21 protein-coding genes are annotated in these 20,935 nt (G+C 63.9%); 15 read left to right on the top strand and 6 right to left on the bottom strand.

Going from position 1 to position 20,935, the window contains the following annotated elements:
* Nucleotides 1-20 precede the first annotated feature (20 nt).
* Together ACO06R_RS08625 and dctP are read right to left on the bottom strand one after the other, a co-directional pair.
* Nucleotides 21-548 (bottom strand): TRAP transporter small permease, encoded by a 528-nt coding sequence (locus ACO06R_RS08625; protein ID WP_421858532.1) that lies wholly within the window; start codon nucleotides 546-548, stop codon nucleotides 21-23.
* Nucleotides 549-550: 2 nt separating this feature from the next.
* On the bottom strand, nucleotides 551-1,561 hold the full coding sequence (dctP, locus tag ACO06R_RS08620) for a TRAP transporter substrate-binding protein DctP (protein ID WP_421858529.1): 1,011 nt from the start codon (nucleotides 1,559-1,561) through the stop codon (nucleotides 551-553).
* A gap of 208 nt (nucleotides 1,562-1,769) precedes the next feature.
* Here dctP and ACO06R_RS08615 point away from each other — a divergent pair, with 208 nt between their 5' ends.
* From ACO06R_RS08615 to ACO06R_RS08590, 6 genes are all read left to right on the top strand, one after another.
* Nucleotides 1,770-2,621, top strand: coding sequence for an SDR family NAD(P)-dependent oxidoreductase (locus ACO06R_RS08615; RefSeq protein WP_421858527.1), 852 nt, complete (start codon nucleotides 1,770-1,772; stop codon nucleotides 2,619-2,621).
* Nucleotides 2,622-2,795: 174 nt separating this feature from the next.
* Nucleotides 2,796-3,566, top strand: coding sequence for a DeoR/GlpR family DNA-binding transcription regulator (locus tag ACO06R_RS08610; protein ID WP_421858524.1), 771 nt, complete (start codon nucleotides 2,796-2,798; stop codon nucleotides 3,564-3,566).
* Nucleotides 3,563-4,657: an ABC transporter ATP-binding protein gene (locus tag ACO06R_RS08605; RefSeq protein WP_421858522.1), complete on the top strand. Its 1,095-nt coding sequence runs from the start codon at nucleotides 3,563-3,565 to the stop codon at nucleotides 4,655-4,657. The genes ACO06R_RS08610 and ACO06R_RS08605 overlap by 4 nt, the downstream gene beginning before the upstream one ends.
* 11 nt (nucleotides 4,658-4,668) lie before the next feature.
* Nucleotides 4,669-5,931, top strand: coding sequence for an ABC transporter substrate-binding protein (locus ACO06R_RS08600; protein WP_421858520.1), 1,263 nt, complete (start codon nucleotides 4,669-4,671; stop codon nucleotides 5,929-5,931).
* Between the two features lie 53 nt (nucleotides 5,932-5,984).
* Nucleotides 5,985-6,881 (top strand): carbohydrate ABC transporter permease, encoded by an 897-nt coding sequence (locus ACO06R_RS08595; protein ID WP_421858518.1) that lies wholly within the window; start codon nucleotides 5,985-5,987, stop codon nucleotides 6,879-6,881.
* Nucleotides 6,878-7,687 (top strand): carbohydrate ABC transporter permease, encoded by an 810-nt coding sequence (locus ACO06R_RS08590; protein WP_421858516.1) that lies wholly within the window; start codon nucleotides 6,878-6,880, stop codon nucleotides 7,685-7,687. Before ACO06R_RS08595 ends, ACO06R_RS08590 begins: the two co-directional genes overlap by 4 nt.
* 34 nt (nucleotides 7,688-7,721) lie before the next feature.
* Here ACO06R_RS08590 and hmgA read toward each other — a convergent pair whose 3' ends face one another.
* Nucleotides 7,722-9,077 (bottom strand): homogentisate 1,2-dioxygenase, encoded by a 1,356-nt coding sequence (gene hmgA, locus ACO06R_RS08585; RefSeq protein ID WP_421858513.1) that lies wholly within the window; start codon nucleotides 9,075-9,077, stop codon nucleotides 7,722-7,724.
* 201 nt (nucleotides 9,078-9,278) lie between these two features.
* On the opposite strand from hmgA, the gene ACO06R_RS08580 reads away from it, so the two are divergent.
* The 5 genes from ACO06R_RS08580 to ACO06R_RS08560 all read left to right on the top strand — a co-directional run bounded on the left by ACO06R_RS08580 (nucleotide 9,279) and on the right by ACO06R_RS08560 (nucleotide 14,474).
* On the top strand, nucleotides 9,279-10,262 hold the full coding sequence (locus ACO06R_RS08580) for a metal ABC transporter solute-binding protein, Zn/Mn family (protein ID WP_421858510.1): 984 nt from the start codon (nucleotides 9,279-9,281) through the stop codon (nucleotides 10,260-10,262).
* Nucleotides 10,263-10,299: 37 nt separating this feature from the next.
* A complete protein-coding gene (locus ACO06R_RS08575) occupies nucleotides 10,300-11,103 on the top strand; it encodes a metal ABC transporter ATP-binding protein (protein WP_421858508.1) in 804 nt (267 codons plus the stop codon).
* The gene (locus ACO06R_RS08570) at nucleotides 11,103-12,233 is read left to right on the top strand and encodes a metal ABC transporter permease (RefSeq protein WP_421858505.1); all 1,131 of its coding nucleotides are present in this window, start codon (nucleotides 11,103-11,105) and stop codon (nucleotides 12,231-12,233) included. Before ACO06R_RS08575 ends, ACO06R_RS08570 begins: the two co-directional genes overlap by 1 nt.
* A 6-nt stretch (nucleotides 12,234-12,239) precedes the next feature.
* Nucleotides 12,240-13,394 (top strand): metal ABC transporter permease, encoded by a 1,155-nt coding sequence (locus tag ACO06R_RS08565; protein WP_421858502.1) that lies wholly within the window; start codon nucleotides 12,240-12,242, stop codon nucleotides 13,392-13,394.
* Between the two features lie 684 nt (nucleotides 13,395-14,078).
* The gene (locus ACO06R_RS08560; RefSeq protein WP_421858499.1) at nucleotides 14,079-14,474 is read left to right on the top strand and encodes a YbaN family protein; all 396 of its coding nucleotides are present in this window, start codon (nucleotides 14,079-14,081) and stop codon (nucleotides 14,472-14,474) included.
* A gap of 34 nt (nucleotides 14,475-14,508) precedes the next feature.
* Here the strand turns inward: ACO06R_RS08560 and ACO06R_RS08555 are convergent, their stop codons facing one another.
* On the bottom strand, nucleotides 14,509-15,354 hold the full coding sequence (locus ACO06R_RS08555) for an alpha/beta fold hydrolase (RefSeq protein WP_421858496.1): 846 nt from the start codon (nucleotides 15,352-15,354) through the stop codon (nucleotides 14,509-14,511).
* Nucleotides 15,355-15,501: 147 nt separating this feature from the next.
* Here ACO06R_RS08555 and ACO06R_RS08550 point away from each other — a divergent pair, with 147 nt between their 5' ends.
* Entirely contained in the window at nucleotides 15,502-16,533 is a 1,032-nt protein-coding gene (locus ACO06R_RS08550) for a helix-turn-helix domain-containing protein (protein WP_421858494.1), read from the top strand.
* 45 nt (nucleotides 16,534-16,578) lie between these two features.
* On the opposite strand, the gene xylA is transcribed toward ACO06R_RS08550, so the two are convergent.
* On the bottom strand, nucleotides 16,579-17,892 hold the full coding sequence (gene xylA / locus ACO06R_RS08545; RefSeq protein ID WP_421858492.1) for a xylose isomerase: 1,314 nt from the start codon (nucleotides 17,890-17,892) through the stop codon (nucleotides 16,579-16,581).
* Complete coding sequence (gene xylB / locus ACO06R_RS08540) at nucleotides 17,889-19,343, bottom strand: xylulokinase (protein ID WP_421858489.1); 1,455 nt, start codon at nucleotides 19,341-19,343, stop codon at nucleotides 17,889-17,891. Before xylB ends, xylA begins: the two co-directional genes overlap by 4 nt.
* 252 nt (nucleotides 19,344-19,595) lie before the next feature.
* Between xylB and ACO06R_RS08535 the strand changes: the two genes are divergently transcribed.
* The 3 genes from ACO06R_RS08535 to ACO06R_RS08525 all read left to right on the top strand — a co-directional run bounded on the left by ACO06R_RS08535 (nucleotide 19,596) and on the right by ACO06R_RS08525 (nucleotide 20,905).
* Nucleotides 19,596-19,898: an urease subunit gamma gene (locus ACO06R_RS08535; RefSeq protein ID WP_421858486.1), complete on the top strand. Its 303-nt coding sequence runs from the start codon at nucleotides 19,596-19,598 to the stop codon at nucleotides 19,896-19,898.
* 102 nt (nucleotides 19,899-20,000) lie between these two features.
* Nucleotides 20,001-20,588: a HupE/UreJ family protein gene (locus ACO06R_RS08530; protein WP_421858484.1), complete on the top strand. Its 588-nt coding sequence runs from the start codon at nucleotides 20,001-20,003 to the stop codon at nucleotides 20,586-20,588.
* An 11-nt stretch (nucleotides 20,589-20,599) separates the two neighbouring features.
* Nucleotides 20,600-20,905: an urease subunit beta gene (locus ACO06R_RS08525; RefSeq protein WP_421858482.1), complete on the top strand. Its 306-nt coding sequence runs from the start codon at nucleotides 20,600-20,602 to the stop codon at nucleotides 20,903-20,905.
* Nucleotides 20,906-20,935: the final 30 nt, after the last annotated feature.

Genomic DNA, 20,935 nt, shown 5'->3' with positions numbered 1-20,935 from the left:
TCCGGTTGAAGCGCCGCGGACTAGCCGTTCGCTTTGGTTGGCGGCTCGCCGGCAACGGCGCGAACCGCGAATGCAAGCGACGTCAGCAGCAGAGACACGGGAATGACCGCCATCCACGGATACATCAACAGCCGAGCCACCTCGGTCTTGATATTGCGCTGGAAGGCGAACTCGAACCACGGCAGGCACAGATAGAAGTACCACAGGCAGAAGACGATGCCGAAAGCTCCGGCTGCGAACGCGACGACACGCGCAGCGGCGGGCGGCAATTGGCCGACGATGAGGTGCACGCGCACATGCTCCGCCCTGAGAGTCACCAGCGGCAGCGCCAGAAAGAATGCCGCCGTCATCAACAGGCCGACCAGTTCCTCGGTAAAGCGAAACGGCGCATTCACCGCATGCCGCATGGCGACGCTCGCGCCAATCAGCACGACAATCGCGCCGCCGGCGAGCGCCGCCAGAACGGCAAGACCGGTGAAGACCGGCGTCAGCCACCGGTCGGCGGCGCGGGCAACCGCGCCGCCTCGATCAGCTCCGGTGGTGGCCAAGCCTAGCGCCCCAGCACGTCGAGAATACGCTTCCGGTACTCGGGCGCCTTGCCGCCGGCTTCAGCCGCCAGTTTCGCCCAAGTGTCGGATGCCGCATCGAGGAAGGATGCGCGATCCTCGTCGGAGAAGTCGTCCAGGAACTCGACGCCCTGTTCGGCCAGCTTGGCGCGCGCCGCCTGCTCGTTCTCCTCGGCCTTGGAGTATTCGTTGGTCCGCGCCCAGACATTGGCCGCAGCCGCCGACACGGCTTCGCGCTCGGCGTCGCTCAGCCCTTCCCATGCCGCCTTGTTGGCGCCGAGCACATAAGGCACGCCCGCAACCGGATAGAGGTAGGAAGCGTATTTCGTCACTTCCTGCAGCGAGATAGTGTGAGCAAACAGCGCCGGGTAGACAGCGCAGTCGACGACACCGGTCTGCAGCGCGACGTAGAGGTCGGTCTGGCCGACGATCTGCGCTGCGACGCCGAGATTGGCGAAGGTCTCGACCTGGTCGTTGCTCCAGACGCGCAGCTTCTTTTTGCGCAGATCATCAAGCGTCCGCACCGGCTCCTCGCGGCAGAAGATCGACGCCTTGAGCAGCGGCAGCGCCATGAAACCCGTCGGCACGATGCCCCACTCGGCTAGCTCTTCCTCATAGATGGTCTGGATTTCCGGCAAGACCTTGATCAGTTCTTCCGGGCTTCCCACCGATCCCTGGATGAGCACGGCGTTCAGCGCCGGCGCATCGCGGCCGAGATAGTTGGCCCAGACGAGGCCCATTTCGACAGCGCCGCGCGGCAACCAGCGCACCACGTCGTTGTTCTTCAAGTTGAGCGACCCGCCATGAAACACGTCGATCTTCAGGCTGCGCCCGGTCGCCTCGGTGACCTCGGCGGCAAACATGTCCAGTTGCTTGGATTCGTTGCGGCCTTCCGGCAACCCATTGTTGAACTTCCATTCCGCCGCCTGCGCTGCACCGGCTACGACCCCCATGCCGAGCGTCGCCGCCAGCACAAGTTTCAGTGACTTGAACATTTAGATATCTCCGGTTTCTCCCTTACCAAAAATGACGTTATTGCCCTTGGTAAGCTGTAGCAAGCGGATAAGCGGCAGCGGTAAAAAACACCGCTCCTCTGGCTTTGGCGCGGCCTCAATGGCATTGATCGGCCAATCGCCCGCGCGATGCAGGAAGCTTACGCTAAGGGCAGCTGATCACGACATCCGAAACGGGAGATACCACACCATGAGTTATCAGGACGCTATCGAAGCCGGCGGGATCGCCGTCGTAACAGGTGCGGCAAGCGGCGTTGGCCGGGCCGCGGCGCTGCGTTTCGCCGAGACCGGTCTCGGCGTGATCCTGGCCGACCTCCCCGGCGAGAACCTCGACGCCGCGACCGCCGAGGTGGCAGCGGCCGCAGCACCCGGCGCAACCGTCAAGGCGGTCGCCACGGATGTAACCAGCGACGCGGATATCGCCGCGCTGGCCGATGCGGCATTCGCCGCCGGCCCTGTCGCCGTGCTGATGAACAATGCCGGCATTGGCCTGCCCACGGGGAGTTGGGAGCAACAGGAAAATTGGCGCAGGATGCTGGACGTGAACCTGCTCGGGGTGCTGCGCGGCGTGCATGCTTTCGTGCCGCGCATGATCGAGGCCGGGCGTCCGTCAGTGGTCGTCAATACCGGATCCAAACAGGGCATCACCACCCCGCCCGGCAATCCCGGCTACAACGCGTCGAAGGCGGCGGTCCGCGTCTTGACCGAGCAACTCGCCCATGACCTGCGCCAGTCGGGTGCGCCGATTTCCGCGCATCTGTTCGTGCCGGGTTTCACTTATACCGGGATGATCGCCGCCTTTATTCCCGAAAAGCCCCCCTCCGCATGGACCAGCGAGCAAACGGTCGACTACTTCCTCGGCCGGCTGGCCAAGGGCGACTTCTACATCCTTTGCCCGGACAATGATGTCGACGAAACCCGTGACCGCAGGCGCGCCGAATGGGCGGCAGGCGACGTGGCCGAGAACCGGCCGGCGCTGTCGCGCTGGCATCCGGATTTCGCCGACGCCTTCGCCAGCTTCGAGAAAACCGGCAAGCGCTGAATCAAGGGCGCAAGGCGTCTACGAGAGCAGCGGATCGTGATTCGATCCGCCGCAGCGGCCGTGAGAGCACGGTCGCTCTGTGACGATATGAACTTTGTCATGCTCAAGTGAGCTAACTGTCACGTGAATGTCGCATAATCTTGCTCATATGAGCATGATTGCACAGGAGCTGTGATGGACCGCCGTTCGTTAATCCTTGCCGAGGCGCAACGCGCCGGGCGCGTCATGGTCGATGCGCTCGCCGACGAGTTGGGTGTTTCTGCCCACACCATCCGGCGTGACATCAACGCCTTGTGCGAACAGTCGAAACTGCGCCGGCTGCATGGCGGCGCAGAGTATATAGACGGCAGCGCCAACATGCCCTACGGCGCTCGGGCGGTGCTGAATGCCGCATCCAAACGCGCCATCGCGAGTGCTGCAGCGGCGATGGTTCCCGATGGTGCAACCGTGTTCATTTCCATCGGCACGACGCCGGCATTCGTGGCCGCCGCACTCGCGGCACGGGAAGCGCTGACCGTCATCACCAACAATCTGAACGCGGCGATGGCGATTTCGGAAAACAGCTCGCACCGGGTGATCCTGCCCGGCGGCGAGATGCGGCTGCCTGACCGCGACTTCCTCAACCGGCAGGCCATCGACCTGTTCAGCGCCTATCGCGCCGACTTCGGCATCTACGGCGTCGGCGGCATCGACGTGGATGGCAGCCTGCTCGATTTCCACGAGGAAGAGGTGCGCATGCGCGAGGAGTTCGAGCGCAACTCGCGCGCCACGATCCTCGTTGCCGACAAGACCAAGTTCGGCCGGCGCGCGGCTGCCGTCGGCGGGCGGATCGACGAAGCCGATTGCGTGATTCTCGACCGGCGGCCGGGCGCTCCCCACGCCGGTCTGCTCGACGGGCTGCCGGGCGAACTCATCGTCACCAGCGAACAGGGGACCGGGCTGTGAACGCGGTGAGCCTCAGCGGCGTAACGCGCCAATGGGACGGCCAGGGCGGCGTCCGCACGGTGACGCTCGATGTCGCCGAAGGCAGCTTCGTCTCTATCCTCGGCCCGTCCGGCTGCGGGAAGTCGACGCTGCTGCGCCTGATCGCCGGCCTCGAAAGCCCGCAGGCGGGCGCGATCTCCATTGCCGGCGCCGACGTGACAGCCGCCCCGGCATCGCAGCGGGGCCTGTCGATGGTCTTCCAATCCTATGCGCTGTTTCCGCACCTCAACGTCGCCGAGAATGTCCAGTTCGGGCTGAAGGTGCGCCGCATGCCGCGCCCGGACCGCGAGAAACGGTTGGGCGAAGCCATCGACATGATGGGGCTTGGCGGGTTAGAGCGGCGCAAGCCGGCCGAATTGTCGGGCGGCCAGCGCCAGCGGGTCGCGCTTGCCCGCGCCGTCGTCGCCGGTCATCCGCTGTGTTTGATGGACGAGCCGCTGTCGAACCTCGATGCGAAACTGCGCAATTCGGTGCGCCGCGACATCAAGGCGCTGCAGCGCCGGCTCGATCTGACAGTCATCTATGTCACCCACGACCAGAGCGAGGCGATGAGCCTGTCCGACAAGGTCGTGCTGATGCGCGACGGGTCGATCGAGCAGCAGGGCACGCCGGCCGAACTTTACGCGACGCCGGCAAGCCTATTTGCCGCTGCCTTCATCGGTGAGCCGCCGATGGCCAGCATTGCCGGAGACGCGCTCGGCCTGTCCCAACAGGTCCGCGTCGGCGTGCGTCCCGAACAGATCTCGCCGATCACCGACAAGGATGCCGATCTCGTCGCCACCGTTGCCGATTGCGAGTTTTTGGGCGGCGAAACGCGGGTGCTTCTCGAGCACCCCGCCGCAGACGGCCTGAGCCTGACGCTACCGGGCTCAACAAGTTATCTGCCAGGGCAGCGCCTCGGCATCCACATACCGGAACAAAGTCGGGTCCTTTTCGACGCCCAGACGGGCAAGCTCAAAAAGGACCCGCAGCAGAATTACGGGACGGACAGTCGCCAAACAGTGTCCCGTGATGGCCGAAAGGCACCCACACTCAACCAGCTAACCGACTGAAGAGGCACACAATGTTTCGTACCGCATCTGCCCTGTGCATGCTCGCTGCAAGCACCATGCTTGTCAATCCGGCTCACGCCGAGACCGAATTGACGATGTATTACCCGATCGCCGTTGGCGGTCCGCTGACCAAGGTCGTCGACGGCATCGTCGCCGATTTCGAGGCACAGAACCCGGACATCAAGGTCAACGCGATCTATGCCGGCAACTATGACGACACCCGCATCAAAGCGCTCTCGGCGCTGAACTCGGGCGACCCGGCTCAGCTCGCCGTGATGTTCTCCATCGACGCCTATGACCTGATCGAACAGGATCTCGTGGTTGCCTTCGACGACGTGATCGAAAGCGACGAAGAGAAAGCCTGGCTCGACAGTTTCTACCCGGCGCTGATGGCCAACGGCAAGATCGAGGGCAAGACCTGGGGCGTGCCGTTCCAGCGCTCGACCATCGTCGCCTACTACAACAAGGACATGTTCCGCGCCGCCGGCCTCGATCCGGAAAAGGCACCGACCACCTGGGACGAATTGGTCGAGATGGGCAAGGCGCTGACCAATGACGGCTCCTACGGCCTGATGATCCCGTCGACCGGCTATCCCTACTGGATGTTCCAGGCCCTCGCCATCCAGAATGGAAAGGAAGTGATGTCGAACGATGGCGCCACGACCTATTTCGACGACGAGACCATCGTCGACACGCTGGAGTTCTGGAAGTCGCTGTCGAGCGAGCACGGCATCATGCCGGAAGGCACCGTCGAATGGGGCACGCTTCGCCAGGCCTTCCTGGAAGGCAAGACCGCGATGATGTGGCACTCGACCGGCAACCTGACCGCCGTCAAGAACAACGCCAGCTTCGACTTCGGCGTCGCCAAGCTGCCGGGCAAGGTTCGCCTCGGCTCGCCGACCGGCGGCGGCAACTTCTATATCTTCAAGGACTCCACCGAAGAGGAGAAGGAAGCCGCGCTCGAACTGATCAAGTTCATGACCTCGCCGGAACAGGCTGCCGCCTGGTCGATCGCCACCGGCTACATGGGCGTTTCGCCGGCCGCCTACGAGACCGAGGCGCTGCAGGCCTACACGAAAGAGTTCCCGCCGGCGCTCGTCGCCCGCGATCAGCTCGAGCATGCCGTTGCCGAGTTCTCGACCTTCGAGACGGCGCGCGTGCGCGAAGGCCTGAATAATGCCATCCAGTCGGCCCTCACCGGCGCCAAGTCGGCCGAGGAAGCACTGGGCGAAGCGCAGGACGCAGCCGAACGCCTGCTCAAGGCCTACAAGTAATCGTTGCGGGCGCCGGGTCCTCCGGCGCCCCTTTCCTTTCCGGAGCCTCCCGCATGACGACCGATCCCTTCCGGCTGGAACGCCGCCGACAGGCGATCAATGGCTGGCTGCTGCTCGCGCCCGCCCTCGTCATGCTGACGACATTTGCCTTCTACCCGTCGGCGGCAACGCTCTGGACCAGCCTTTTTTCGCGCGGCACGCGCCGCAACCCGTCGGAGTTCGCCGGGCTGGAGAACTACCGGGCGCTATTTGATGATCCGACTTTCTGGACAGCCGTCACCAACAATCTGTTTTATGCCGGCGTCACCATTCCGGTCTCCATCGCGCTGGCACTCATCATGGCGCTGTGGGCGAATGCGAAAATCCCGGCGCGCAGCTTCGTGCGCACCGCCTATTTCACGCCCACCGTGCTGCCGATGATCGCCGCCGGCAATCTCTGGCTGTTTTTCTACACCCCCGGTTTCGGCGTGCTCGACCAGATCGGCGCGCTGTTCGGCGCGCCCTCAGTCAACTGGCTCGGCCAGCCGGAAACGGCACTCTGGGCGGTCTGCGCGGTGACGATCTGGAAGGAATCCGGTTTCTTCATGATCTTCTATCTCGCCGCCCTGCAGACTATCCCGCCTGACCTGAAAGAAGCCGCCGACATCGAGGGCGCCAGCCGCTGGACCTATACCCGCCGCGTCGTGCTGCCGCTGTTGATGCCGACGACGCTGTTCATCCTGGTCAACGCGATGATCAATTCGGTCAAGCTGATCGACCACCTGTTCATCCTGACCAAGGGCGGACCCTCGGATTCCTCCAAGCTGATCCTCTATTACATCTGGGAGAGCGCCTTCGCCTTCTTCGACCGGCCGTCAGCCGCCGCCATGACGGTGCTGGTGCTGGCCGTGCTTGGCGCGCTTGCCGCCCTGCAGTTCTTCATTCTCGACCGCCGGACCCACTACCGATGAGATGGATTGCGCGCCATATCGAGCCGCTTCTGGCGATCGCGCTGGCGATCGTCTGGATCTCGCCGCTGCTGTTTGCCTTCTGGGCGGCGTTCCACCATGTCAGCGACGCCGTGAACTTCCGGCTGACCGCGCCGTGGACGCTCGCCAACTTCGCCACCGCCTGGGACGGCGCGCCGTGGTTGCGCTATTTCCTCAACAGCTTCCTGTTGGTGACCTCGATCCTGATCGGCCAGTTCGTGCTGGTGACGCTCGCCGGCTTCGCCTTCGCGCAAGTGTCGTTTCGCGGCAAGGATGTCCTGTTTATCCTGGTGCTGCTGCAGCTCTTCATTCTGCCCGAGGTGCTGATCGTCGAGAACTATGCTGTCGCCGTCCAACTCGGCCTGCTCGACACCATTCTTGGCATCGGCGCGCCTTATATGGCATCGGCCTTCGGCATCTTCCTGATGCGCCAGGCCTTCAAATCGGTGCCGAAGGAACTCGACGAGGCGGCCCGTGTGGAGGGTTGCTCGCTCATCGGCACGCTGTGGCGGGTCTATGTGCCGGCGGCGCGCCCGACCTATCTCGCCTATGCGCTGGTTTCGGTTTCGACCCACTGGAACAACTTCCTGTGGCCGTTGATCGTCACCAACACGGAAGGCTCCCGCCCGTTGACCGTCGGCCTGTCGATCTTCGGCGCGCCGGAAAACGGCGTCGACATCTCCGTCATCTCGGCGGCGACCGTCATGGTCGTTGCGCCGCTCTTGATCCTGTTCCTGGTCTTCCAGCGCCAGTTCATCCAGGCATTCCTGCGCGCCGGCGTGAAATAGGAGCGGCCGGTCCGCCGCTCCGCCATTCAGGTCCTCACTTCTTGCCGGGCGTGCCGTCGAACTTCTTCTCCAGCGTGTCCCAGCAGTCGATGTAATCGTCCTGCAACGGCGCCTCATTGGCGGCGAACGCGGTCAGGTGCTGCGGGAAGCGGGTCTCGAACATGAAACTCATCGTCTCGTCGAGCTTCTCGGGCTTCAGATCGGTACAAGACGCCTTGTCAAACGCATCGCGGTCCGGACCGTGCGGCAGCATCATATTGTGCAGACTCACCCCGCCCGGCACGAAGCCCTGCGGCTTGGCGTCGTACTGACCGTAGATGTTGCCCATCAGCTCGCTCATGATGTTCTTGTGATACCAGGGCGGGCGGAACGTGTCCTCCATCACCATCCAGCGCTCGCGGAACAGCACGAAATCGATATTGGCAGTGCCCGGCACGCCCGATGGCGCAGTGAGCACGGTGAAGATCGACGGGTCCGGATGGTCGAACAGGATCGCGCCGACCGGGCAGTAATTGCGCATGTCGTATTTGCACGGCGCGTAGTTGCCATGCCAGGCGACCACGTCGAGCGGCGACTGGCCGATCTCGCAGCGGTGAAACTGGCCGCACCACTTGATGGTCAGCGTCGACGGCACTTCGCGATCCTCGAAGGCGGCAACGGGCGTCTTGAAGTCGCGGCGGTTGGCCATGCAGTTGGCGCCGATCGGCCCCCTGCCCGGCAGTTCGAACTTCTGGCCGTAATTCTCGCAGACGAAACCACGCGCCGGCCCGTCGAGCAGTTCGACGCGATAGACCAGCCCTCGCGGTATGACGGCGATCTCCTTCGGCTCCATATCGATGACCCCGAGTTCGGTGCAAAACCGCAACCGGCCTTCCTGCGGCACGACCAGCAATTCGCTGTCGGCGGAGAAAAAATAGTCATCCACCATGGAGTCTGTGACCAGATAGACATGGCTCGCCATGCCAACCTGGGTGTTGACGTCGCCGGCAGTCGTCATTGTGCGCATGCCGGTCAGCCAGGTCAGCGCCTCATCGCCATGCGGCACCGGATCCCAACGATACTGGCCGAGCGAGATCACATCATCGAGAACATGCGGCGCCGACTTCCAGTATGGCAGCGCGATCTTCGCGTAACGCGAGGAATGCTTGACCGACGGGCGAATGCGATAACACCAGGTGCGCTCGTTCTGGTGGCTCGGCGCGGTGAACGCCGTACCCGTAAGCTGCTCGCCATAAAGCCCGTAATTGCAGCGCTGCGGCGAGTTCATGCCCTGCGGCAATGCGTCCGGCAGCGCCTCGGTTTCGAAGTCATTGCCGAAACCCGGCATGTACTGCAGCTCGACATTCGTTGTGGCAGCGACCTGCCGTTCGCCCTCTACCTTGTCCAGCATGGGTGCCTCCTGAGCAAGTTATTGAATTGGGCGAACCGTAATTGTTGCGTTTGTAACTATCAACAAGGATACGCGGCCCCTTCCCGACACCGAATCGGGTGGCTGCGTCAACATGCAATTGCAAATCATTCGCAACTGGATTGACAATCTGGAATGCCTCTCATATGCAATCGCAATCGAAACCAGTAGAGTGATCACACCATGTCTCTGAAACGCCCTGTTGCCAGCATTTCCGCCACCGCGCTTGCGGCCATCCTCATGGCCGCGCCTGCCAACGCCGATTCCGTCAAGGCGGTCTCCACCATCGGCATGATCGCCGACGTCGTCGCCAATGTCGGCGGCGAATGCGTTGATTCCATCACGCTGATGGGCGCGGGCGTCGACCCGCACCTCTATCAGGCCAGCGCCAACGATGTGAAAACCTTCCAGGCTGCCGACGTGATATTCTACTCCGGTTATTCGCTTGAGGGACAACTTGGCGACGTGCTCGCCAACATTTCGGAGCGGGTTCCGACCGTCGCGCTTTCCCCCGCCTCCATCGAGCCGGCCAACCTGATCACGGTCGAAGACATCTACGGCATCGATCCGCATCTCTGGATGGACGCCAACCTGTGGGCGAAGACCGTGCCGACCATCGCCGAAGCGCTGAAAGAGGCGAATGCAGGCTGCGGCACGACAATCGACGCCAATGCAGAAGCCTATGCCGGCAAGCTGCTGGCGCTGCATGACTGGGTCGCCGCATCGATCGCCACCGTCCCGGAGGGCCAGCGCGTTTTGGTTACCGCCCATGACGCCTTTGGCTACTACGGCCGCGCCTACGGCCTCGACGAAGTCGGCATCCAGGGGATCTCCACGGAATCGGAAGCCAGCATCGCGGACATCCGCGCCACCGTCGACTCCATCCTGGAGCGCAAGGTGCCGGCCGTGTTCGTGGAAAGCACCATCAACCCGCGTACCATCAACGCGGTCATCGATGCGGCCAAAAACGAAGGCCATGACGTCGTGGTCGGTGGCGAACTCTTCTCCGACGCAATGGGTGAAGACGGAACCGTCGGCGGCACCTATATCGGCATGATCTACGAGAACACCGTCAGCATCACGACCGCGCTCGGCGGCACGCCGCTCCCGCTGCCGGCAGAACTGAAGGCCTGGGGCGAAAACTGGGAACTGGCAGCGGCCGAGTAAGCGGCCCTCGCCTGCTGGGACAGGAGACAAATTCGACGTGGACAGCCCACCACTTCACGAACCGGGACTGGCCGTCCATGTCGAGGACCTGACCGTCTCTTACCACTCCAAACCCGTGCTGTGGGACATCGATTTCGATGTCCCGCCTGGCGTTATGGCGGCGATTGTCGGCCCGAACGGGGCCGGCAAGTCGACGCTGATCAAGTCGGTCCTCGGACTGATCAAGCCGACTGCCGGCCATGTTAGGATCCACGGCCGGCCCTATGCCGCGCAGCGTCGCCGCGTCGGCTATGTGCCGCAGCGTTCCAGCGTCGACTGGGACTTTCCGACCAACGCGCTCGACGTCGTCACGATGGGTCTATACGGCCAACTCGGCTGGCTGCGCCGGCCCGGCCGCGCGGAGCGCGCCGAGGCGATGCACGCGCTCGAACAGGTCGGCATGCAGGACTATGCCGGCCGGCAGATCAGCCAGCTTTCCGGCGGCCAGCAGCAGCGTGTCTTCCTCGCCCGCGCGCTGGTCCAGCAGGCCGATGTTTATTTTCTCGACGAGCCGATGGCTGGTGTCGACGCGACCACCGAACGCGCCATCGTCGATATCCTTCGCGGTCTGCGCGACCGTGGCAAGACCGTCATTGTCGTCCACCACGACCTGCAGACCGTACGCAGCTATTTCGACTGGCTGATGATCCTGAACGTCCGGGCAATCGCCCAGGGACCGGTCAGCGAAGTCTATACCGCGGCAAACCTGCGCGACGCCTATGGCGGCCAGATCGCGCTTCTGGAGCGCGACGCGACGCTGACCGATACGCCGGACGTGGTGCCACTGCACGGTCCGCGCTGATGCTGGAGTTCCTGTCCGACTACACGATCCGCAACGTGGCGATGGGCGCAGCCCTGCTCGGCCTGATCAGCGGCGTGCTTGGCTGTTTTGCGGTGCTGCGCCGCCAGGCCCTGCTCGGCGATACGCTCTCGCATGCCGCCCTGCCCGGCGTCTGCCTCGGCTTCATCATTGCCGGCGGCCGCGAGATCGGCAGCATCCTGGCCGGCGCCTTGTTCACCGGCATGCTCGCGGCGCTGGTGATGCTGGCGCTGACCCGCTCGAGCCGGCTCAAGACCGACGCCGGCCTCGGCATTGCGCTCAGCGTGTTCTTCGCCATTGGCATCGTGATGCTCACCTATATCCAGAACACCGGCAATGCCGCACAAGGCGGGCTGGACAGCTTCCTGTTCGGACAGGCCGCTGCGATCCTGCGCAGCGACCTTTGGGCGATGGGCGGCGTGACGCTTGTCGCGCTCGCCATCGTCGCGACCTTCTGGAAAGAGTTCAAGCTGGTCACGTTCGACCCGCAATATGCCCGCGCACTCGGTTTTCCGGTGCTGGTGCTGGAGACCGCGCTGACCGCGATGATCGCGCTTGCCGTCGTCGTCGGCCTGCAGATGGTCGGGGTCGTGTTGATGGCGGCGATGGTGATCGCGCCTGCCGTCGCCGCCCGCCAGTGGACGGGGCGGCTGGAAACCATGGTGGCCCTGTCGGCGGTGATCGGTATCGTGTCCGGCGTTGTCGGAGCCTTTATCAGCGCGCTTGGACGCGGCCTCGCCACCGGCCCGCTGATCGTGCTCGCAGCGTCGGCTGCTGTCGGCATCTCGCTTCTGTTCGCGCCCGAGCGCGGATTGCTGTGGGAGTATATCAAGCGGATACAGGACCGCCGGCAGTTGCGCGGCCAGCGCGTGTTGACGACGCTTTACCGGCTGGCTGCCCATCACGGCGATTCCGCCTACCCGTCCGAACAGGGCATGGTCGATGCCTATCATGGCATAGGGACCACGCCGGTCATGAAGCGGCTGCAGTCGCGCGGGCTGGTCGAACCCGCCGTCCACCGGCCCGAGACGACCCCGCACTGGGTGCTGACAGCAGACGGCATCGCCGAAGCCGAGCGCGTGCTCGCAAGCCTCGGCGCGAAGGAGGCGTGATCGCAAATGCAGGCACTGCTTTCCAATCCTGATTTCGCGATCGTGTTGACCGGCGCACTGGTCGGCATCGCCGCCAGCCTGCTCGGCACCTTCCTGGTGCTGCGCGGCAACTCGATGTTGTCGGACGCGATCAGCCACTCCATCGTTTTCGGTATCGTCATCGTGTGGATGCTGACTCGCCAGCAGAGCGGCCCGGTTCAGATCGCCGGTGCGGCGCTGACCGGTGTGTTCACGGTGTTTTTGACCGAACTGCTGGTCAATACGCGCCGGGTCAAGGACGACGCGGCAATCGGCCTCGTCTTTCCGGTGCTGTTTTCCATCGGTGTGCTGCTCCTGAACGTCTATGCGCGCAACGTTCACATCGACCAGCATACGGTGCTGCTCGGCGAAATCGGCTTTGTCTGGCTCGATACGGTGACGCTCGGCGGCTACGACATCCCGCAGGCGCTTCTTTCGATGAGCGCGATGACGATCATCAACCTTGCCTTCGTCACGCTGTTCTACAAGGAACTGAAACTCGTCACCTTCGATGCCGGCCTCGCCCGCGCGCTCGGTTTTGCACCGGTCGCGATCTTCTATGCGCTTCTGGCGCTGACATCGATGACCGCTGTCGCCGCCTTCGATTCCGTCGGCGCGATCCTGTTCATCGCCTTTGTCATCGTGCCGCCCTCGGCCGCCTATCTGTTGACCGACCGGCTCGACCTGATGCTGCTCTACGGCTCGCTGATCGCGATTGCCTCCAGCCTGATAGGCTATCCGGCGGCGATCTGGCTGAACGTCTCCATCGGCGGCATGATGGCGGTTATGACCGGCGTTTTCCTGGCACTCGCTTTCCTGTTCGGTCCGCGTCACGGGCTGATCGCCCGGATGGCGCGCCGGCAGGGCATGGTGCGGGCCAATGAATGCCGCACACTGACCGTCCACCTTTACAATCACGAGGGCACCGACGTTCAGGACGAGGAAAACGTTACCCGCGCCCTGCGCGAGCACTTGATGTGGGGTGAAACACAGGCCCGCGACGTGGTCGCCCGCTGCATTGACCAGAACCTCGTGACCCGCGACGGCCGCGCGTTGGAATTGACTGATGCCGGCCGCGCCTCGGCCCGCGCAATCCTCGAACCCTGGTGGCAGGACCAGATGTCAGAGCGGCCAGCCATGTGACGGCGGACGCCACCAACCGGCCACGCTTCATCGCCGCCGCGCCTCGTTCCAGAGGCTGGATTATCAAAGACTTTTTCCTGCTCGCGATAAGCTTTCCCGGTCTGGCTGCGCCAGCCGGGGCATCGCGAATGGAAGACGGGCGGTCAAAGCATCGCAACGTCTAAAAGGTATAGCGATCCTCGGACCGCCCGCTCGGTGGTCTTGCAGCTTCGGTCGGCGGCCCGGAACTCTGTCCGGGAAAACAAGACTGCGCGCGCCGCTTCATGCCGCCCTGACTTGGGGGTTCATCACCCAGGCAAGGCACCGCGTGATCGACCACCCGCCCTGCGCTTTCGCTTCGGGCGTTCGTCGTTCCAATCGACAAATCGTTGTCGATTGGCCGACCTGCGGTCGAACACTCCTCACCCAATCAGGCACCGTCCCTCTCCCTGTGAGCCGGTGTGCACCCAGACTTCCGTGAGAAGGCGAGAGAGATGATAGGGGAGGTGCGTGCGCGGTGGATCGATTGCGTTGCGAGAAGGACGCAACCCGATGAAATCGTTGAAAGGCAACGATTTGCGCCCGCTTCTTTGTCCACCGTATGCGCACGGGCGCGGCCAGCCGCTTGTCAGTCAGGCCAATAGGTTTAGATACGTGCCCGGCGGTTTGACCCGCCCGTGAAACCGCAACGGACAAGAACCGGACATGCAACCGATCTTCACCGCGATGGCGCATGGCAGGCGAGCCGCCTGGCTTGTGGTCGGCGTCGTGGCGCTGCTGTTGGGCGCAATCGGCGCGGTCCTGCCGGTGCTGCCGACCACACCCTTCGTCATCCTTGCCGCCTTCGCGTTCGGCAAGAGCATCCCGGCTTTCCGGCAAAAACTGCTCGACAGCCGGGTTTTCGGCCCGATGATCCACGATTGGGAAAGCTATGGCGCGATCGCGCCGCGCTACAAGATCATCGCGGGTTCGATGATGGCCATGCTGTTGGCCCTGAGCATCGCGATGTCGGTGAAACCCGCGATCATCATCGTGCAGGCGGTCTGCATGGTCCTCGCCTTTGGCTATGTCGTGACGCGGCCGAACGGCCCGAAAGCCTGAAAGCTCATGGAAATTCGGCCGCGACAGGACCGGCCTACTGCGCTTCGACGAAACTGCGGATCGCCTGCGTGTAAGCATCAGGCGCCTGGAACAAGGCGAAGTGGCTGACATCTTTCAACACGAGATGGCCCGCTCGAGGGATAGCGGCGGCGATATCCCTGGAATGCTGCATCAGGATCGCCTCGTCATGTTCGCTCTGCACGATCAAGGTCGGCACGGTGAAGGACTCCAACGCCTCCATGCCGCCGGACTTCTCCGTGCCCCACATCGTGGCAACACCGCCGAGAAAGGCTTCGAAACCGTCCGGTGTCGGCGAGAGCTTCGCATAATCCGCGCCCATCATGCCGACATAGGCACCGAAGACCTCGTTAGTCTCCACCGAGGGATCGATACCTGAAAGCGTGACATTGCCGGCATGCGCGAAGTGGCTGGCCAACCGCTCCGGCGCGGTGGCGGAGATGGCGAAGCCAATGTTGGCGCCGTCGGACCAGCCGACCAGATGCACCTTGTCCACCTCGAGATGGTCGAGCAGTGCAAGGTAGTCTGCGGCGAGCCGTTCATAGGAATACGCACTGCCATCGTTGGTCGAACGGCCATGCCCGCGCGTGTCGGCCACGATCACGCGGTAATCCGCCGACAGATCGGCCACCTGCGCGGCCCAGATATCGGCATGGGCAAGACCGCCATGGATCATCAGGATCGGCGTATCCCCCGCATCGCCGTATAGGGCGTAGTACATGGCAATGCCGTTGACCTCCGCCATGCCCGTTTCCGCAGCTTCCGGCATCGGCGGCTGCGCCGGTATCGTCATATGCTGCTCTTCCGCCTGGGCCAGCGAGACCCCGATCATCACGAACAACGCGGCCAGTATTCTTGTCATAGTGTCCTCCGGTTTCCGCCCGGCCGGACCGTCGGCGCGCCATAGCGCAGGTCGTGGCCACCGCCGGGATGTGATACACCGTTATGCTAGGCCAACGCGTCGCGGTGCCGTTACGCGCGCAGCGCACCTTGGCCGCGGGGAGAAAGATTGAAAAACACCGTATTATCAACAAATTGGTTTCCAGATTGCCGGGCGAGCGCAAACCATGCGGCTTTGGTCGACTGCGCCTATGACGACTTCGACCGGCAAGCCGAGCGCCTTGCGGGCCACGATCAGTCCTATCTGCAACTGACGCCGGGGGCGTTCGAAGGACGTTTCCTGTCCGGCTTTCTCGGCCCCAACGCATCGGTGCATGTCGAGCACTGCAACCAGTCGCTGGAGCAGTTCATCGGCGCTTCGCCAACAGATTTTTCCTTCGGTCTCACGCTCGGCGGCAGCGAACCGTTCGTAGTGAACGGGCGGCCCTTCGGCACCGGCCAGGTCATGGTCGTCGCACCGGGCGCAAGCCTGCATATGCGCAGCCCCCTCGATGGCGCGGTCGTCGCGATTGTCGTCAACCGCGAACGCCTGCTGCGCGAGCCCGGCCTCAGCCCCGCCGTTTTCGAATGGCTCGATGCCCTGGTGCCGTCCGTCGGCCTGTTGCATGCACCGCGGCTTGCCGAGCGGATGCGAGACGATGCGCGGGAGGCGTTGCAAGCCGCCAGCGCCGGCGACGCGCCGCTGCTCGACGCCGAGCGCATCGGCAATGCCCTTGTCGGCAGCGTAGCCGCCGCGCTGTCACTTGGCCGGACGCTGGAGACCAACCCGGAAGCGGTGAGCGAACCGCGATTCTTCGAGCGTTTCATGGAAAGCCGGCAGCAGATTCGGGCCGGCTGGCACGACACCGTGCCGATCAACGCCCTCGCCGAATCGTTGAATACGACGACGCGGTCGTTGCAGGACGCCTTCTCCAGGCAGGTCGCAGTCGGCCCGCTGACCTATTGGCGGATCTACCGCCTGCACCTTGCCCGCCGCGCATTGCAACGGTCAGAAACAGACAACCAGCCGATCGGCGATATTGCCGCGCGGCACGGCTTCTGGAACTGGAGCGAGTTTTCGCGGCTTTACCGCCGGCAATTCGGCGAACGCCCTTCCGAAACGCGGGCGCGCGGCCAGCACGCGCCCGGACAGACGGTTTGAAAGCGGTACAAACCGCCGCCGGGTACGACGGGCCCCGTCCTCTGATCACACGTAGCGGTTGACCAGGTTTTCCAGATATTCCTGCTGGCCGGATTTCGGCTGCGGATTGACATCGGCCTGTTCGACATAGTGCGCGATGTCTTCCAGCGAGTAGCCGCCTGACAGCATCTTCTGCGCCTCCTTGCCGTCCCAGCCGGCATAGCGCTCGGCCAGATAGCCGGTGAGGACGCCGTCTTCCAGCATTTTCGCCGCCGCTTTCAGGCCGCGCGCGCACGTATCCATGCCGCCGATATGGCCATGCAGGAGATCCGCCGGATCGAGCGACTGGCGGCGCAGCTTGGCGTCGAAATTGGTGCCGCCTGTGGTCAACCCGCCGCCCTTGAGGATGGCGTGATAGGCCAGCGCCACTTCCGGGACGTTGTTGGGGAACTGGTCGGTATCCCAGCCCGACTGGTAGTCGTTGCGGTTCATGTCGATCGAGCCGAAAATGCCGAGCGCCTGGGCCAGTTCGATCTCGTGTTCGAAGGAGTGGCCGGCAAGGATCGCGTGGCCCTGTTCGATATTGACCTTGACCTCGTTTTCAAGGCCATGCCGCTTCAAGAAGCCGTAGACGGTGGCGACATCGTAGTCGTACTGGTGCTTGGTCGGTTCCTGCGGCTTCGGCTCGATCAGGATCGTGCCGTCAAAGCCGATCTTGTGCTTGTACTCGACGACGAGGTTGAGCATGCGGCCAAGCTGCGCGTCCTCGCGTTTCAGATCGGTGTTGAGCAGCGTTTCATAGCCCTCGCGGCCGCCCCACAGCACGTAGTTGGCGCCGCCGAGGCGGTGCGTGGCGTCCATGCAGGTCTTCACGGTGGCGGCGGCGAAGGCGAACACATCCGGGTCAGGATTGGTCGCCGCACCGGCCATGTAGCGCCGGTTGCCGAACAGGTTGGCGGTGCCCCACAACAGCTTGAGGCCGGTCGCCGCCTGCTTCTCGGCGAAGTAGTCGACGATCTCGTTCAGCGCCTTGGTGTTTTCGGCGAAGCTGGTACCTTCCGGGCGCACATCGGCATCGTGGAAGCAGTAGAACGGCGCGCCGAGCAGGGTGAACAGTTCGAATGCGACGTCGGCCTTCTTTTTGGCCAGTTCCATCGTGTTGGCGGGGAACCACGGCCGCTGGAACGTGTCACCGCCGAACGGGTCCGTGCCGGTCCATGCAAAGGAGTGCCAATAGGCGATGGCGAAGCGCAGATGATCCTCCAGGCGCTTGCCCATGACCTCCTCGTCGGGATTGTAGTGACGGAAAGCGAGCGGATTGGTGCTTTCCGGGCCTTCATACTGGATCTTTGCGATATCGCCGAAAAAGCCGGTGCTCATGCGAGGACTCCCTTGATAGCTGGATAGAGGGCCCGGTACCGGCCATAGGCGTCGTCGAATGCCGACATCATGGCGCGGTCCGGTTCGTGGGTTTTCTGGACGGCGGGCGGCGTGCACACCGCCGCCGGGCTGGCGCCTTCGGCGGCCATCAGACCGAGCCGCGCCGCGCCGAACGCGGCACCGAAGTCGCCATCGGCGGGAAGTTCGACCGGCACGCCGAGCACGGTCGCCATCAGCTTGAGCCAGTAGTCCGAGCGCGAGCCGCCGCCGACCGCGGTGACCCGGCCAAGCGTCGTGCCCGCTTCGCGCAGCGCCTCCAGGCAGTCGCGGAAGGCAAAGCACACGCCCTCCATCACGGCGCGGGTCAATGCGGCGGTGTCGTCGTCATGGCCGAGGCCGGCAAACACGCCGCGGATCGCGGCGTCGTTGTGCGGCGTGCGCTCGCCGGACAGATAGGGCAGGAACGCCACGCCTGACGGCGGTTCGAGCATGTCGCCCAAACCGCCGGTCAGTGCCGCGGGATCCTTGCCGACCAGCTTGGCGTACCAGTTGAGCGCGTCCGTCGCCGAGAGAATCACGCCCATCTGGTGCCAGGTTGCGGGAATGGCGTGGCAAAAGGCGTGCACGGCGCTTGCCGGATTGGGCGAATAGGCGTCGTTGGCCGCAAACAACACGCCGGACGTGCCAAGCGAGGCAAAGGCCGAACCGTCGTGCACGGTGCCCATGCCGATGGCAGCAGCCGCATTGTCGCCCGCCCCGCCGGCCACCACGATCCCGGTCTCGAGGCCGAAGCGCGATGCGATGTCGCCGCGCAACCGGCCGCCGGGCTCGCTGCCCTCGACCAGCGCCGGCATGTGTTCCTCGCCGAGCCCGGTTGCCGCCAACAGGTCGCCCGACCAGGCGCGTGCGCCGGTGTCGAGCCAGCTGGTGCCGGCGGAATCGGACATTTCCGAAATGTGTTCGCCGGTCAGCCACAGCCGCAGATAGTCCTTCGGCAGCAGCACCTTGCGCACTTTTGCGAAGGTATCGGGCTCGTTGTTCCTCACCCAGACGAGTTTGGGCGCGGTGAAGCCCGGAAAGACGATATTGCCGGTGATCTCGCGGAAGCGCGGATCGGCGTCGAGCGCCGCCGCCTCGGCGTGGCTGCGCACATCGTTCCACATGATGCAGGGCCTGAGCACCGCGTCATCGTCGCCAAGCAGCGTCGCGCCGTGCATGTGCCCCGACAGGCCGATGCCGCGCACGGCAGCCATGGCGGCCGCCTGCTCCTGCTTCAGCGCGGCAAGCGCGGTCTCGGTCGCGGCGATCCAGTCGGCCGGATCCTGCTCAGACCAGCCGTCATGCGGGCGCGACAACTCGACCGGCGCCGAAGCCGACGCGACGATGCGCTGTTCGCCATCGATGAGCAATGCCTTGACGCTCGACGTGCCGAGATCGATTCCAAGAAACATTCAGATCCTCCCAAGCGAGCGCCGACGCGCCGCCAACCATCATTGTAAGCGATCACACCCCTTTAATTCAAGGCGCGAATTAAATCACGGTGATACCTTTACATCAGTCGGTATGCACATTTTTTGTGCACGCCTGAACTTTGCGACAAAGACACACGGAACCCTTGCGCTCGACGGTCAATTTGATCACGATGCAGCGCGCCTGCGCAGCGCGCCCGCCAACGATATCATGCAGATCACCCAGGGGAAACGATGCAACTGACACCGCGTGAAAAAGACAAGCTGCTCGTCGCAATGGCGGCGGAGGTGGCCCGCAAGCGGCTGGCCCGCGGCGTCAAGCTCAACCATCCGGAAGCAATTGCGCTGATCACCGATTTCGTCGTCGAAGGTGCCCGCGACGGCCGCTCCGTCGCCGATCTGATGGAAGCCGGCGCGCATGTGGTCACCCGCGACCAGGTGATGGAGGGCATCCCGGAAATGATCCACGACATCCAGGTCGAGGCGACGTTTCCCGACGGCACCAAGCTGGTGACCGTGCACGAACCGATCCGCTGAGAAGCACCGTTTCCCGGGCTCTCGCAGCGGCCTTCGCCCGCCGCAGCCCGGGATCAAGCCAGGAACCGCAAGAACAAAGACGAACGAAAGGAAACACCTCAAATGCTTCGCCTACTCGCCGTAGCCGCTCTGCTTGTCGCCACCGCCTCGCCTGCCTTCGCGCATCTCGATCCCGGCGAGCATGGCTCGATTGCCGCCGGTTTCTCGCACCCGCTCTTCGGTGTCGACCACATCCTCGCCATGGTTGCCGTCGGCCTGTGGGCGGCTCTGCTGGGCGGGCGCGCCATCTGGGCCGTGCCCGTGACATTCGTCTCGCTGATGACTGCCGGTTTCGCTGCGTCCTTCGTCGGTATGCCCCTGCCCTATGTTGAACCGGCGATCCTCGCCTCCATCGTCGCATTCGGGCTGCTGATCGCGATCGCCGCACCCATTCCCGTTGGACTGGTGCTGGCGGTGACCGGTTTCTTCGCCATCTTCCATGGCTATGCGCACGGTTCCGAACTCGGTTCGGCCGGTGCCTTTGCCTTCGGGGCCGGCTTCATCGTCGCCACTTCGCTTTTGCATGTCGCCGGGGTCGCCGTCGGTGCCGGCCTCATGAAACTGCTTGCCGGCAACGCGGGACGAACCGCGCTGCGTATCGCGGGCGGCGCCACCGCTGCCTATGGCATGGCGCTGGCGATCGCCGGATAAGGGAGAAACACATGATCCCCGGACAAGTCATCACCGCCGACGGCGACATCACACTGAACGATGGCGCCGATACCGTCACCTTGAAGGTCGCCAACACCGGCGACCGGCCGGTGCAGGTCGGTTCGCACTACCATTTCTTCGAGACCAACCCGTCGCTTTCCTTCGACCGCGACAAGGCGCGCGGCATGCGCCTCGACATTGCGTCGGGCACGGCGGTGCGTTTCGAGCCGGGCCAGGCGCGCGACGTGACCTTGGTGCCGCTTGCCGGCAACCGGACGGTTTACGGCTTTCGCGGCGATGTGATGGGCGAACTGTAGGTCGATGCGGGCATTGCCACGAAGGCCGGT

The sequence above is a fragment of the Oricola sp. genome (assembly GCF_965230365.1).
Classification (GTDB): Bacteria; Pseudomonadota; Alphaproteobacteria; order Rhizobiales; family Rhizobiaceae; genus Oricola.
Note: the sequence above shows the minus strand (reverse complement) of the source record. Positions and strands in the feature narration are given on the sequence as shown.